We start from the raw sequence: 13,124 nt of genomic DNA, 5'->3' as shown, positions 1-13,124 counted from the left end.
GTATGAAAGAAACGGAAAAACATGCTCTTTTTCAAAAAGAAACGATAGAGATTGCTAGGCGGCTGTTTCGGACATAAAAAAATCCCTATCATCAAATGCATTTTGATCATAAGGATTTTTGTGTTTATGCTTTCTTTTATTCAATATGTCTTGTTTGCTTTTTGTCATTCTTTCATGAGTGCTGAAGGATGGAGAACTGCCTCTTGATAATAAGGCGTCCCGTCCACTGTTTCTAAGCAGATGCTCCCGTTTTCTTTTCGCTCGGCTTTTTGCCATGTTGATCACTCCCTATTTCATTTTGATTCATTATAGCAAATGCAACCTGTTATTAAAATGTATTGAACCAGTAAGTAAAAACAGCACCTGTCATGCCAGGTGCTGTTTCATTTTAATGTTTGACCGCTGTAAGAGCGGCGCGTTCAACGGCGGCAGTCACTTCGTGATGAACCTTTGAATCCAGCGGCTGCGGAACCACATCGCCTGGCTTTGTGCAGGCTGCAATGGCCTCTGCTGCCGCCACAAGCATATCGTGATTGATCTCCTTGCTTTTGGCATTCAGTGCGCCTCTGAATATACCCGGGAAGCCAAGCACATTATTCACAGAACGCCCGTCAGCTGCATACGCTGCGCCGGCCTGCAAAGCAGCCTCAGGCTCTATTTCCGGCTTCGGATTGGATAATGCCAAGATGACCTGGCCAGATCGTACGAATTCAGGTTTAATTAACCCAGGAACTCCTGTTGTGGCAATGACAATATCACATGTTTCCATTAACTCTTCGATACTTGCAGCTGTCTGTCCGCCGTATTGCTCAAGACGACTCATCGCCGACTCTGATTTGTCTGTACCGCATACAGCTTTGACGCCGTAAGCCATAAACATCCGGCAGATGGCTACGCCCGCTGCGCCGAGGCCGATCTGCCCCACTTTTGCTTCTTTCAAGTCAACACCCGCGCTTTTACATGCCGAAATGGCAGCTGCCAGCGTAACGACAGCTGTTCCATGCTGATCATCGTGCATGACAGGGATACTGAGTTCCTCTTTTAGGCGATCTTCAATTTCGAAGCAATGCGGTGACCCGATATCCTCAAGCAGGATGCCGTTAAATCCTGGTGAAATATGTTTTACCGTATTGATGATTTCTTCAGGATCACTTGTATCCAGCAAAATCGGGATACCGCTGATCCCTGCCAGCTGATCAAACAACGCTGCCTTTCCTTCCATAACAGGCATTCCCGCCACAGCGCCGATGTTTCCAAGGCCGAGAATCGCTGTTCCATCGGTTACAATTGCGACCGAGTTGCTGATTGTCGTGTAGATATCAGCCTTTTCAGGTTCTTTCTCGATCAGTCTGCAGACGTCTGCTACCCCAGGAGTATAGACGCGCCCGAGCTCTGCCAGCGAACGGATTGGCATTTTGCTTTTCATTTGAATTTTTCCGCCTTCATGGGCAGACAGGACTTCATCAGATACCGTGTGAAGCCTGATCCCTTCGCCAAGAGCCTGAACAGCCATGATCACTTCCTGAAGCTGTTCTTCGTTTTCCACTTGCACAGTAATATTGCGCATCGTGTAATTGGGTCCGACTTTAACCGTCTCCACATCACCAATGTCTCCGCCCAGAAGGCCGATTGCTGTTGCCACTCTTCCGAGATTTCCGGGAACCGAAGGCGTTTCTATCATCAGTGTCCGAATCATGTGTTTCGCTATCATTCAGTGATCCTCCCCTTAGCCAAGTTTTTCAGCTTGAGCTGTATCGTTTTTCGTATACCATATACATTTTCCTGTATAACCGTAGATAATGGCAAGACCTATTGCGACAAAACTGAGCCACATAAACGGCAGATAAGAGAAGGTAGAAACTCCTAAAATCCCGGCCATGTAAATGCCGTTATCAGACCAAGGCACCATACCTGAAGTCAAAGTTCCTCCGACCTCTGAATTACGGGATAGAACTCTTCTGTCCAGATGCAAACGGTCATAGCTGTCTTCCATGATCTTCGGTGTCAAAATAAGAGATACATACATGGCACACCCGAAGATGTTCGCCAAAAATGCTACAATCAGCGTAGATAATGTCACATTGCCTGCTGATGTTAATTTTTTTTCAAACAATGAAACAATGACTTTTAACACACCTAGCTTCTCAAGCAACCCGCCAAAGCCTAGGCCAAAAATAATCACGACGAGAGAACCGAGCATGCCTACGATGCCTCCGCGGTTTAAGAGGCCGTTTAAAAATTCAACATCTGTTTTAATAGAGAAGCCGTTGTACGCTGTTGCAATCGCATCCGCGAAATTCATGTCTTGGAAAACAGCAGCCCAGACAGCGCCAAGCAATGCACCAATTACGATAACCGGCATAGACGGCTTTTTCATCGCTAATAAGACAATAACAACAACAGCCGGAATCAGCATCCAAATATGAATGTCAAATGTATTCTGCAAAGAAGATTTCAAAAATTCAACTTTGTCGAGGTCAATATTTTTCCCGCCGTACATAAATCCAACAGCTGTAAAGAGAATAGCCGTAATCACATATGCTGGTATTGATAAATAAAGCATCGCTCTGACGTGAGCCAATACATCTACTTTTGATAATGAAGAAGCCAGAACTGTACTGTCAGACAGAGGAGACAGCTTGTCCCCGAAGTAAGCTCCGGAAAGAATGGCTCCAGCTACAAGAGGAAGCGGAATTCCGAGGCCTTCACCAATTGCGATCATGGCGATGCCGGCTGTTCCTACTGTTCCCCATGACGTTCCTGTCGCCACAGACATAATAGAACAAATAATTAATGTTGCGAGTAAAAAGATACTAGGATGAATAAATTCTAATCCATAATAAATTAAGGTCGGCACGACGCCTCCGGCGATCCATGTTCCGATGAGTGCTCCGACTGAAACGAGAATCAGAACGGCTTCGAGACCATTAGATATTCCATGAACAATCGCGTTTTGCAGATCTTTATATGAATAACCGAGTCTGATTCCGAGAATCATTGCAATAAACCAAGAAACAAAAAGCGCTAGCTGTATTGGCAAGTCTAAAAAGACTGTAAACGACAGAACAAGTGCTAAAAATGCTCCTAGTACGATAATAATTTCAAATAGTGTTGGCAATCTTACATCCTTCAAAAGAAGTCCCCCTTAATAAAAAAGCTAAAACGCTTTCAATAAATAGTGCAACACGTATACTATACTTCCTCATCCCTATGCTTGTAAACAGCTTATTCACCCGGCTATTCACAGATGAATAAGCTGCATTTTGTTTAAATTTTATTTTTCTAATAGCTCTTTTCCAGCAATTCCTGGCTTTGTCATCTCGTATGGATTTAAAATGATATCCAATTCTTCTTCTGTCAGCACATCATGCTGAAGGCAAAGATCACGGACGGATTGGCCTGTCATAATCGCTTCCCTGGCGATTCGGGCAGCCGCTTCATAACCAAGATGCGGATTCACAGCGGTAATAACTCCAGCGCTTTTTTCTACGTATTGCTTCAAGCGTTTTTCATTAGCTTCAATGCCTTTCAAGCAATAGTCAGTGAAGGAACGGAACCCATTGTTCATGATGCTGATCGATTGCAGCAGATTAAAGACAAGCACTGGCTCCATAACGTTTAATTCAAGCTGACCTGCTTCTGAAGCTAGGCAGATGGTATTATCGTTTCCAATCACCTGGAACGCAATTTGGTTAATGAGCTCCGCCATAACCGGATTGACTTTACCCGGCATGATGGATGATCCCGGCTGGCGGGCAGGCAGAGAAATTTCCGCAAGTCCGGCGCGCGGTCCCGATGCCATTAAACGAAGGTCGTTTGCGATCTTCGACATGTTCATCATGCAGACTTTTAATGATGCAGAAACCTCTGTGTAAGCGTCTGTATTTTGTGTTGCATCGACAAGATGGTCAGCGCCGACAAGAGGCAGTCCGCTAATATCAGCAAGATGTTTAACAACTTGTTTGATATATTCAGGATCGGCGTTCAGTCCTGTGCCGACTGCAGTAGCGCCCATGTTGACTTCATACAGGTGCTGCCGGGATTGTTTAATACGTTTAATATCACGCTCAAGAACACGGCTGTATGCTTCAAATTCCTGGCCAAGGCGAATCGGAACAGCATCTTGAAGGTGAGTCCGTCCCATCTTAATAACAGAATCAAATTCCTGGGCTTTTTGTTTAAACACACCATGCATGTCTTCCATCGTCTTCAGCAGTTTTTCCAGCAGATTCAGTGTGGAAATATGAATGGCTGTCGGAAATACATCGTTTGTTGATTGTGACATATTAACGTGTGTGTTTGGGCTTAAGTGGATGTATTCTCCCTTTTTATGACCCATGATTTCAAGCGCGCGATTTCCGATGACCTCGTTCGCATTCATGTTCATGGATGTACCAGCGCCGCCTTGAATCGGATCGACGATAAACTGGTCGTGCCACTTGCCTTCCAGAATCTCGTCAGCGGCTTGTACGATAGCTTGGCCAATTCCTTCATACAGCCGTTTTACATCCATGTTTGCAAGTGCGGCAGCTTTTTTTACAATCGCCAGTGCGTTAATCATTTCTTCATGGATTTTATATCCCGTAATCGGAAAGTTTTCTGAAGCACGCAACGTTTGGATGCCGTAATAGACATCTGCTTCAATTTGTTTTTCTCCAAGGAAATCTTTTTCCACCCGGTATTCTTTTTGGCCGTTTAACATAATCTTTAACCTACTTTCTCTATAATGGTTATGGTTTTAACGAAATTTACAGGACAACGTCATCGGCAATCGGTGTTTCCATAATTCTCTTCACGATCGGCAAATCTGAGGATTGGCCCAGTGCCCACATTAATTTCGGAACGATTGCTTCTGTATTCATGTTTCTAGAGCGGATAATTAAGTCCTGATTGACTCTGCGGCCGACTTCGTAAATGCTCATATCTTCGCCTTCTTCCAAGCATTGAGTCGTAATGACGACAACAATGCCGCTGTCAATCAGTTCATTCACTTTGGACAAAATGTCTCTGCCTTCAAACGGAACGCCTCCACTGCCATAACTTTCGATGACAATTCCTTTGTACATGCTTTTCAGAGCGTCCAGCATTTCCGGCTTTAAGCCCGGATGCAGTTTGAGCAGACAAACATCGGTGCATAGTGAAGTGTCAACTGTGAAGGCGTCGTTCTCAGGTTCCGTTACTTGTTTGTTGTATTCAATCCCGTCTTCTGTAATAAAAGCGATATATGGATAATTGATGCTTTCAAACGCGTCATAGCTTTTCGTTCTTAACTTGATCGCACGTGTTCCCTGGATGACTCTGCCGTCAAACACAACGTAAACCCCACCTACGCCTTCACAGGCAAAGCGAATGGCATCTGTAATATTTTTTTTGGCGTCTGTTTTTTGAAAGGTAATTGGAATTTGCGAGCCTGTAATTACAATCGGCTTTTTAGCATGCTGCAGCATATAAGATAATGCGGCAGATGTATAGGCCATTGTATCTGTACCATGAGTAATAACAAACCCGTCATAGGCATCATAATTTTGCTTAACAGCTTCCGCTATCTCCACCCAGTATTCAGGCTGCATATTGGTGCTGTCTATATTCATAAGCGATTGGGTTTCCATCGTGTAATCGTTATCAAGTTTTGATACGTAACTTAACAACTCGTCAGCCTTCACCCCCGGGGCAAGTCCGTTTTCCCCTTCAACTGAAGCGATCGTTCCCCCAGTTGTCAACATCAATAATTTTTTCATACCATACACCTCTTCACTATATCTAAAGATGGGTTTGCGAGAAGGCATTCGCTTTTCGCATACTTTTAATGCAATTATAGACACGGAAAATAAAATACGCAAGACATTATTATTCAATTCGCGTACACTTCCGAATACCTATATGATATAATCAGCTCAAGTTGAAAAAGGAGCGGAAGTCCATGAATTTAGATCGTTTAACTGAATTGAGAAAAAAGAAAAATTGGTCGCTTCAATATACGGCTGACCTCCTGGGTATCGCAAAAAGCACATACGCGGGATACGAGTCAGGCTACCGCCGCCCTTCGCTTGAGGCCCTGGCAATGCTGGCAGACCTTTTTGATACAACCTGCGATGATCTCTTAGGCCGCACAAAACAAAAGCAGACTGCTCCTCAGACCATTGAATTGACCACGTGGAGCAGCCTTGACATTGCTGTTGACGGCAAGCCGCTGTCTGAAGACGAAATAATACAGCTGATCACCTTTATCCGGACAAAGAGAAAAGTTCAGGAGGAACTGAGTTAATTTTCACTCACGACTTAACTTTCCCGTAGGTTCCTCCTCCTCCGGCTTTCAGTTCAAGCTTTCCTGACCTCGCTTTCACAATAAGAGCGGCGGTTTTCGGCGGAACAACCCGAGCCAGATCCTCCTCTGAAGTCTCATGAAGAACAGCCATTTCTGTACCAAAGGCCGTTTTTAGCTTGTCCAGGGTTTTCGGTCCGACACCCGGCACAAATTGCAGCGGAATTTGGTGGACATACCTAGGACGCGCTATGCCCTTTCCAGACTGATCACTCAGTTCGCACAGCCTTTCGCTGACACCCTTTGTCAATCTGGCACTTCCGCATTCCGCGCACGCCGTTGCCCCGCTCTCAGTACGCTCTCCACATACTTCACAAGCCGTTTGATAATACTTTCCCAACAGCGGATCTAATCCGTAATTTGCGGTAATTTTCCTGTTATCCTGCCCCTTTAATGCGAGAGCGAACTCAGAAAAATCAGCTGAGGCCACATATAGTTCATTATATTCTCTGCCGATCTTCCCTAAGGAATGCGCATCAGAATTTGTTAAAAATGAATATTTATTCAATTCAGATACCCGTGAAGCCATAGGTGTGTCACAGCTTAAACCAAGCTCGACAGCATCTATCATAGAAGAATCAAAAACCTCAGTTAAAGTTGACTTAACGCCTTTTCCGTACAAGCTTTTGTGGGGCGTGAAAATATGGGCGGGGATAAACAATCCGCCCATTTCTTTAACTTTTTTTTGAAGATTCAAGCCTGTTTCGTATATCCGCTGTGAACTTAAGTGAATATTTTTCATCCGTGCTGAAAGCCAGGCTGAAAATTGTTTCATATCAGCAAGTGTCGGCATAAAAGCAAGCACATGAATTGGCCCGCTGCATGCTTCATCGTAAATCTCCAGCTCGCTTCCCAATAAAAGAGTTGTGCTGTGATAACGGACTCCGCCGCCCTCAAGCTCGTGATACCTGCCTGAAGCAATGCCTTCCTCAAGCTCTATTATGACTTCCGGAGAATGGCAGTCAATAATTCCGAGAAGTTCAATCCCTTTATATTCACTGGCCTCAACCAAAATCCGGTCCAGCGTCAGCGTTTTTGCACCTGTTATTTTGACAGCCCTTCCTGTATAGGTCCGACCGATATGGATGTGTAAATCCGCGTAAATCTTTTTCATTTTTATGCTTGCAGCGCTTCTTTCAGCTGAAGATATTGAATCGCATAGGCTGTCTTCGCATCGTAAACCTCGCGCGACTCAACCAGCTTTAGTGCGTCTTCAAGCGTCACCTCCATCACTTCAACAAACTCGTCCTCATCTAGTTCCCGTTTTTCTTCAAGCACAGTCAGCTCTTCCGCAAGAAAAACGTGGACAATTTCATCGGCAAAACCGGGCGATGTATAGAATGCTGTCATTTTAGTCAGCTTTTTCGCTGTGTATCCTGTTTCTTCTTCCAGCTCCCGAAGCGCCGTATACTCCGGCTCTTCTCCTTTTTCCAGCTTTCCGGCCGGTATTTCAACGATCGTCCGTTCCAGGGGCTTCCGGAATTGTTTCACCATTATGATTTTCCCTTCGTCTGTGACAGCCAGCACCGCTACCGCACCAGGGTGTTTTACAATTTCGCGTTTACTCGTTTTTCCGTTAGGGAGCTCGACGTCCTCTACATAAAGATCAATAACTTTACCCGAAAAGATCTGTTCTTTAGCAATTGTTTTCTCTTCTAAGTGTTTCATTTCTTCATCTCCCGTTCTGTCTCTATATCATGCCCCATACATTTTATCATACTAGAGAAAAGGGGGCTCCTTTATGAAAGTATACCGTATGCAAAAGGGCGTCGTTTTAGTGGGGAAATCCTGGGAGGTGCGGGCGAAGCTCAAGGAATACGGGCGCACATTCCGGTATGTGAAAGATTGGATTTCCGAGCCGTAAAAGTTGAAAACTCCGCTCCTTTATATTACGGTCATTACAAAGCCTAAAAAAGGAGTGTGCACATGAGAAAGCGCAAACTAGGTTCATCTGATTTAGAAATAAGCGAAGTCGGACTTGGCTGTATGTCCCTTGGAACAGAAACAAATAGAGCGCTGTCGATCCTTGATGAAGCCATTGAGCTTGGCATCAACTATTTAGACACAGCTGATTTGTATGATCGCGGCCGCAATGAAGAAATCGTCGGCAAAGCAATTCAAAACAGACGCCAGGACATCATTTTGGCCACAAAAGCCGGAAACCGGTGGAGTGACAAAAATGACGGCTGGTATTGGGACCCTTCAAAAGCTTACATAAAAGAGGCAGTGAAAAAGAGCTTAGCACGTCTGAAAACGGATTATATCGATCTGTATCAGCTTCACGGTGGCACAATAGAAGACAACATTGACGAAACGATTGAGGCATTTGAAGAATTAAAACAAGAAGGTGTCATTCGTTATTATGGAATTTCTTCTATTCGCCCGAACGTCATTAAAGAATATGTGAAAAAATCAAATATCGTCAGCATTATGATGCAATTCAGCCTGTTTGACAGACGGCCGGAGGAATGGCTCCCGCTTTTAGAGGAACATCAGATCAGTGTCGTGGCAAGGGGGCCGGTCGCTAAAGGGCTGCTGACTGAGAAACCGCTTGAACAAGCTTCGGAGACCATGAAACAAAACGGGTACTTATCATATTCCTATGAAGAATTGGCAGAGGCCCGTAAGTCAATGGCCGGCGTTGCTCCAGACCTCACCATGACGGAAATGTCGCTGCAGTATCTTTTAGCGCAGCCGGCAGTGGCCTCAGTAATCACCGGTGCCAGCAAGTTAGAGCAACTGAAGGAAAATGTTCAGGCTGCAAACGCGCGGCGCTTAAGCGAGCAGGAAATCAAAGCGCTTCAATTCTATACGAAACAAGACGTTTACCAAGCGCACCGTTCATAAAGAAAACCAGCACCTGACCGGGTGCTGGTTTATTTGTATTGATGCCAATCGAGCTGGCTTTCATTGAGGAGCTGTTCAAAGCTTTTGTTTTTTTCGATCTCCTTTTTCTTTCTGATCTGTTCCGCTTTCTTTCTTTCCTGTCTCTTCTCATCCTCATCCTTCAATTGGCTTTTCATCTGCATCAGCTTTTCTTTTATATCGGATTGAAGATCGTCCTTTAACTGGTGTTTGTCAGCAGATTTTTGTTTTTTCATGCTCGCTTCCCCCGTGTTTTTGTTTTGAAGCCAGTTTATCATGGAGATTCAGGCTGAACAAGAAGACTCTCTTCATAAAAACGCTGTCATATTTTTCTGACGGCTCAGCAGCGTTTAGGTATAATGGTGCTAGAAGGTTATTTATAATAGAGTTGAAAGGTGCTGTGTCTTTTGAAAAGATTCCTTTTAGCTGTCGGCGCTGTCTTGGCAGCTGTAGCTGCTATCGGTATTTGTTTTACAAATATCATTATGTTCATAAAGAAAAAAACCGACGAAGAGATTATGAAAAGAGAAACAGATGACGGGCATGATGTATTTGAATCGTTTGAACGCATGGAGAAAACGGCTTTTGTGATTCCATCGGCATACGGATATGACATAAAAGGCTACTATGTTGCACCACACGATACCTCAAAAACAATGATCATCTGCCACGGCGTGACCGTGAATATATTGAACTCTCTCAAATATATGGATTTATTTCTTGATCTCGGCTGGAATGTGGTGATTTACGATCATCGCCGGCACGGACAAAGCGGCGGAAAGACTACAAGCTATGGTTTTTATGAAAAGGATGATTTAAACGAGGTCGTCAAATGGGTCAAAGACAAAATCGGTAAACGCGGATTGGTCGGAATCCACGGTGAATCAATGGGAGCAGTGACTGCCCTGCTGTATGCAGGGGCACATCCTGACGATGGCGCTGATTTTTATATTGCCGATTGCCCGTTTGCAAGCTTTGAGGAACAGCTTGCGTATCGTCTAAAAGTGGAATACCGGCTGCCTTCCTGGCCGATCCTCCCCATTGCCGACTCCTTTTTGCGGTTCAGGGACGGCTACCGCGCACGCGATGTATCCCCGCTTGCTGTCATCAATACCATCGAAAAGCCGGTTCTCTTTATTCACAGCAGGCACGATGATTATATTCCTGTTTCTGCAACCGAGCGGCTTTTTAAAAAAAAGCCCGGTCCAAAGGAACTCTATATTGCTGAAGCTGGAGAACACGCCATGTCATATACAAAAAATCGGGACACGTATAGAAAAACCGTGCAAGCCTTTTTAGACAAAATAACGTAAAAAGCGAAAGGCCCCTAGCCTTTCGCTTTTCCATCATAAAACGTCGGTGATGCCATCCATATGTTCACTGATCCATTCAATCGCAAGGTCTATCGTAGTAAACTCCTGCGCTTCAAATGTCATTTCATCCTGCAAAAGCCAAACATCCTTCTTGACGGATTCCGCTCCTCCGATTGACCAGTGCAGCAGGGTGTAGGGATGGTTTTTGTTCAGAAAGGATACCCACGTTTTATTCTGTGCTGTATTCTTAATTGACTTCAGCTTTTGTTCCACGTTTCGTGTCTCCCTACTTTACTAATATGCTCATTCTTGGACTGAGCATTTGAGCCGGACTTTTCAGCGCCAGCGTTTTGGCTTTCTCATTGTAATCGATTGTCATTTGATCGTCAAAAAACACTTTTTGCGACGACTGGATATATAGCGGGATGCCGTTCGTTTCCAGCTGCTCACACTGTCCCGTTAATTCCTCTGTCACCCAAATGGTCGGTACACCGCTTACTGCGCAGCCGCATCCTTCAGCGTCATAACGGAGCTGCGCCTTTTTTCCCGGATTGGCGTCAAGCGCTTGCTGCAGTGCCTGTGCTGCTGCATCTGTCACATGAATGTTCATAAGGTGAAACCCCCGTTTTTTTCATTTTCGCTATTGTAGCACACCACGCGTCCGTTCGCATTGTTTCTGCCTTTTTTCCACCGCTTCGCTTTTTCTTCTGCAGCCTTGATCCAATCAGTTTTTCCCTGTATATACCGCTTGATATTGTCCGGATACTGGGCCGCCAGCTGTATTTTGAGCGCGGCGTATTCCTTCGCTGTTTCCGGATGAGCTGTGAGATAATCTCTGAACACCAAATGCCTTTCAATAGCAGGATGCCCTCCCTCATAGATATGGACATGATGGGTACGCTTATTTCCGCCCTTTTGGAAATAGCGTCTGCCAATAATGCCGTTTTCTCCTTTTGGCGCATAGCCGAGCTCCGTCATTTTCGAATCATATTGGTTTACGGCCGCGATATCCTTTACTGCAATCAGAATATCAATGACCGGCTTTGCCGCCATATTTGGTATCGATGTGCTTCCGACATGATACACGTCAATGATCTCCGGGCCGAGCACAAGCTTCAGACGATCTTTTTCCTCACTGAACAGTCTTGCCCATTCTTCATTGTAGTGAGCGACTTCAACCTTTCTTTTCGGATAGAGATGAAAGACTGACAGAAAAAGCCCCTCTGACGCTTTGACGGTTTTCGTCTTTTCAAATCCTGCCTGCGTATACAGCGACACGGCCGGGCTGTTTTTCTCGGCTGTTACTACCTCGATTTTCTCAGCGTCTTCGTTCTGATCAATAACAAATTGCACGAGTGCTCGTCCGATGCCTTTTCTGAAACCGTCGGGATGCACAACAAGCCTGCAAATGGTCAGCTCATGCATAAACTTCTCGTATGAAATGACGCCGAGCAGTTTCCCGTTTTCCCGAAATCCCGCAAATCGCTCCTGAGAGGCTCTGATATCCTCAGCTTTTTCGTGTAAAGCAGGGATTCCGTCAAAACCGATAAGCTCCGCTTCTTTTACATAAGCTGGATTTTGAACGTCAATAATCTCACGTGATACAACCTCTTCCTTATGCTGAAGAAATGCAATCATTTGTTTTCTCCCGAAAACAGCCGCTGCTTTTCGACTTTGGCGACGCGGACCGCATACGATTCATACCACACGCTTTTTCCTTTTTCTTTCGCTGCTTGGTGTTCGGTGTGATGCCTCCAATGATTGATTGCGTCCATACTCTCCCAATAGGAAACTGTAATGCCGGTTCCATCCGCTTCGCGAACGCTTTCCACACCTAAAAATCCGGGCTGGCTCGCCGCAAGCGAAGCCATCCGCTCTGCTGTTTCTCCATATGCTTCGTCTTTTTCACTTTTGACAGAAGAAAAGATAACAGCATAATAAGGAGGCTCAGGTGTTTTTGACAAAAAATCCATAGCGGTTCCTCCTCATATGTTTTTCACAAAAAGAACCCTGTCTTGGCCCGGTCCATCGTAATTTGCAAATACTGAGATGCCATTTACTGTTTTGCTGCCTTTTTCAATCTCAAACCCAAGTCTTGTATGATACGCGATTGACACCTTATTTACCGGGGATGTGACGCACTTTACCCGGGTGCATCCCCTCTGCTTAACCGTTTCAATAAACACATCGTATAATTGTTTTCCAATTTGCATTTTTCTGAAATCCGGATGCACACCGGAAAAATGGATGTATGCCGTTACAGGATCTGATTGCGATTGAAATCCGATTAAAAATCCAGTCATGCTATTTTGTTCATGTGTAATAAAGCTGGTGTCCTGAAAATGTTCAAAAAATAATCGCGGGAGTTTTTCTTTCAGCTGCCTGCCGCCCCACCATTCATTCATCACAGACGTTACCATTTCATAATCTGAAGACGTGATTGTTCGAATATCCATTACGATTTCTCCCTCCGTCTGGCAAAACGAATGTCTCTTTTTTCTCACAATATAAAAATTATATTTTGCCTGACTGGAATTGTAAATGCCTTCTTTTCTGTATCATACGTTTTCAGACTGCTGAGGGAACATGTTTGCTATTTTTCATACCTAGTTCTCCCCCTCCAG

Annotated in this window: 16 protein-coding genes and 1 pseudogene; 4 read left to right on the top strand and 13 right to left on the bottom strand. The window is 44.8% G+C overall.

Annotated elements, in window-relative coordinates; genetic code table 11:
• Window positions 1–54 precede the first annotated feature (54 nt).
• From NST16_RS06210 to ansA, 5 genes are all read right to left on the bottom strand, one after another.
• Window positions 55–276, bottom strand: a complete 222-nt coding sequence (locus NST16_RS06210; RefSeq protein ID WP_168748162.1) for a hypothetical protein — start codon at window positions 274–276, stop codon at window positions 55–57.
• 112 nt (window positions 277–388) lie between these two features.
• Window positions 389–1,711 (bottom strand): NAD-dependent malic enzyme, encoded by a 1,323-nt coding sequence (locus tag NST16_RS06205; protein ID WP_229146989.1) that lies wholly within the window; start codon window positions 1,709–1,711, stop codon window positions 389–391.
• 15 nt (window positions 1,712–1,726) lie between these two features.
• Window positions 1,727–3,133, bottom strand: a complete 1,407-nt coding sequence (gene mleN / locus NST16_RS06200) for a malate-H+/Na+-lactate antiporter MleN (protein WP_340884880.1) — start codon at window positions 3,131–3,133, stop codon at window positions 1,727–1,729.
• A 141-nt stretch (window positions 3,134–3,274) separates the two neighbouring features.
• The gene (gene aspA / locus NST16_RS06195) at window positions 3,275–4,702 is read right to left on the bottom strand and encodes an aspartate ammonia-lyase (RefSeq protein WP_010334814.1); all 1,428 of its coding nucleotides are present in this window, start codon (window positions 4,700–4,702) and stop codon (window positions 3,275–3,277) included.
• Between the two features lie 46 nt (window positions 4,703–4,748).
• The gene (ansA, locus tag NST16_RS06190) at window positions 4,749–5,738 is read right to left on the bottom strand and encodes an asparaginase (protein WP_229146986.1); all 990 of its coding nucleotides are present in this window, start codon (window positions 5,736–5,738) and stop codon (window positions 4,749–4,751) included.
• Between the two features lie 182 nt (window positions 5,739–5,920).
• Here ansA and NST16_RS06185 point away from each other — a divergent pair, with 182 nt between their 5' ends.
• A complete protein-coding gene (locus NST16_RS06185) occupies window positions 5,921–6,265 on the top strand; it encodes a helix-turn-helix domain-containing protein (RefSeq protein ID WP_229146985.1) in 345 nt (114 codons plus the stop codon).
• Between the two features lie 7 nt (window positions 6,266–6,272).
• Here the strand turns inward: NST16_RS06185 and NST16_RS06180 are convergent, their stop codons facing one another.
• Window positions 6,273–7,436 (bottom strand): TIGR00375 family protein, encoded by a 1,164-nt coding sequence (locus tag NST16_RS06180; RefSeq protein WP_340884873.1) that lies wholly within the window; start codon window positions 7,434–7,436, stop codon window positions 6,273–6,275.
• 2 nt (window positions 7,437–7,438) lie between these two features.
• Complete coding sequence (nudF, locus tag NST16_RS06175; protein ID WP_340884871.1) at window positions 7,439–7,990, bottom strand: ADP-ribose pyrophosphatase; 552 nt, start codon at window positions 7,988–7,990, stop codon at window positions 7,439–7,441.
• A 73-nt stretch (window positions 7,991–8,063) separates the two neighbouring features.
• Between nudF and mciZ the strand changes: the two genes are divergently transcribed.
• Together mciZ and NST16_RS06165 are read left to right on the top strand one after the other, a co-directional pair.
• Window positions 8,064–8,186 carry a Z-ring formation inhibitor MciZ gene (gene mciZ, locus NST16_RS06170; protein ID WP_168748167.1) on the top strand — a complete coding sequence of 41 codons (123 nt, stop codon included), beginning with the start codon at window positions 8,064–8,066 and terminating at the stop codon, window positions 8,184–8,186.
• A 62-nt stretch (window positions 8,187–8,248) separates the two neighbouring features.
• Window positions 8,249–9,169, top strand: coding sequence for an aldo/keto reductase (locus NST16_RS06165; protein WP_340884867.1), 921 nt, complete (start codon window positions 8,249–8,251; stop codon window positions 9,167–9,169).
• Window positions 9,170–9,198: 29 nt separating this feature from the next.
• Here the strand turns inward: NST16_RS06165 and NST16_RS06160 are convergent, their stop codons facing one another.
• Window positions 9,199–9,423, bottom strand: a complete 225-nt coding sequence (locus tag NST16_RS06160; protein WP_010334821.1) for a YqkE family protein — start codon at window positions 9,421–9,423, stop codon at window positions 9,199–9,201.
• 171 nt (window positions 9,424–9,594) lie between these two features.
• Here NST16_RS06160 and NST16_RS06155 point away from each other — a divergent pair, with 171 nt between their 5' ends.
• A complete protein-coding gene (locus NST16_RS06155) occupies window positions 9,595–10,500 on the top strand; it encodes an alpha/beta hydrolase (protein ID WP_268445955.1) in 906 nt (301 codons plus the stop codon).
• Between the two features lie 33 nt (window positions 10,501–10,533).
• Here the strand turns inward: NST16_RS06155 and NST16_RS06150 are convergent, their stop codons facing one another.
• The 5 genes and pseudogenes from NST16_RS06150 to NST16_RS06130 all read right to left on the bottom strand — a co-directional run bounded on the left by NST16_RS06150 (window position 10,534) and on the right by NST16_RS06130 (window position 12,956).
• Window positions 10,534–10,773 (bottom strand): YqkC family protein, encoded by a 240-nt coding sequence (locus NST16_RS06150; protein ID WP_010334822.1) that lies wholly within the window; start codon window positions 10,771–10,773, stop codon window positions 10,534–10,536.
• Between the two features lie 13 nt (window positions 10,774–10,786).
• On the bottom strand, window positions 10,787–11,110 hold the full coding sequence (locus NST16_RS06145) for an iron-sulfur cluster biosynthesis family protein (RefSeq protein WP_010334823.1): 324 nt from the start codon (window positions 11,108–11,110) through the stop codon (window positions 10,787–10,789).
• The gene (locus NST16_RS06140) at window positions 11,107–12,138 is read right to left on the bottom strand and encodes a bifunctional GNAT family N-acetyltransferase/GrpB family protein (RefSeq protein WP_340884862.1); all 1,032 of its coding nucleotides are present in this window, start codon (window positions 12,136–12,138) and stop codon (window positions 11,107–11,109) included. Before NST16_RS06140 ends, NST16_RS06145 begins: the two co-directional genes overlap by 4 nt.
• A pseudogene (locus tag NST16_RS06135) lies at window positions 12,116–12,473 on the bottom strand (antibiotic biosynthesis monooxygenase family protein). Before NST16_RS06135 ends, NST16_RS06140 begins: the two are co-directional and overlap by 23 nt.
• 12 nt (window positions 12,474–12,485) lie before the next feature.
• Window positions 12,486–12,956: a GNAT family N-acetyltransferase gene (locus NST16_RS06130; protein ID WP_010334826.1), complete on the bottom strand. Its 471-nt coding sequence runs from the start codon at window positions 12,954–12,956 to the stop codon at window positions 12,486–12,488.
• Window positions 12,957–13,124: the final 168 nt, after the last annotated feature.

The sequence above is a fragment of the Bacillus sp. FSL K6-1005 genome (assembly GCF_038000225.1).
In the GTDB taxonomy this organism is placed as follows: Bacteria; Bacillota; Bacilli; order Bacillales; family Bacillaceae; genus Bacillus; species Bacillus mojavensis.
The sequence above is the reverse complement of the archived record's forward strand: the minus strand, read 5'-3'. Positions and strand labels throughout refer to the sequence as shown.

Bases quoted from the DNA above. Each gene is read 5' to 3' on its own strand.
- NST16_RS06210 (WP_168748162.1), bottom strand. From the start codon at position 276: ATGGCAAAAAGCCGAGCGAAAAGAAAACGGGAGCATCTGCTTAGAAAC.
- NST16_RS06205 (WP_229146989.1), bottom strand. From the start codon at position 1,711: ATGATAGCGAAACACATGATTCGGACACTGATGATAGAAACGCCTTCG.
- aspA (WP_010334814.1), bottom strand. From the start codon at position 4,702: ATGTTAAACGGCCAAAAAGAATACCGGGTGGAAAAAGATTTCCTTGGA.
- ansA (WP_229146986.1), bottom strand. From the start codon at position 5,738: ATGAAAAAATTATTGATGTTGACAACTGGGGGAACGATCGCTTCAGTT.
- NST16_RS06185 (WP_229146985.1), top strand. From the start codon at position 5,921: ATGAATTTAGATCGTTTAACTGAATTGAGAAAAAAGAAAAATTGGTCG.
- NST16_RS06180 (WP_340884873.1), bottom strand. From the start codon at position 7,436: ATGAAAAAGATTTACGCGGATTTACACATCCATATCGGTCGGACCTAT.
- nudF (WP_340884871.1), bottom strand. From the start codon at position 7,990: ATGAAACACTTAGAAGAGAAAACAATTGCTAAAGAACAGATCTTTTCG.
- mciZ (WP_168748167.1), top strand. From the start codon at position 8,064: ATGAAAGTATACCGTATGCAAAAGGGCGTCGTTTTAGTGGGGAAATCC.
- NST16_RS06165 (WP_340884867.1), top strand. From the start codon at position 8,249: ATGAGAAAGCGCAAACTAGGTTCATCTGATTTAGAAATAAGCGAAGTC.
- NST16_RS06160 (WP_010334821.1), bottom strand. From the start codon at position 9,423: ATGAAAAAACAAAAATCTGCTGACAAACACCAGTTAAAGGACGATCTT.
- NST16_RS06145 (WP_010334823.1), bottom strand. From the start codon at position 11,110: ATGAACATTCATGTGACAGATGCAGCAGCACAGGCACTGCAGCAAGCG.
- NST16_RS06140 (WP_340884862.1), bottom strand. From the start codon at position 12,138: ATGATTGCATTTCTTCAGCATAAGGAAGAGGTTGTATCACGTGAGATT.
- NST16_RS06130 (WP_010334826.1), bottom strand. From the start codon at position 12,956: ATGGATATTCGAACAATCACGTCTTCAGATTATGAAATGGTAACGTCT.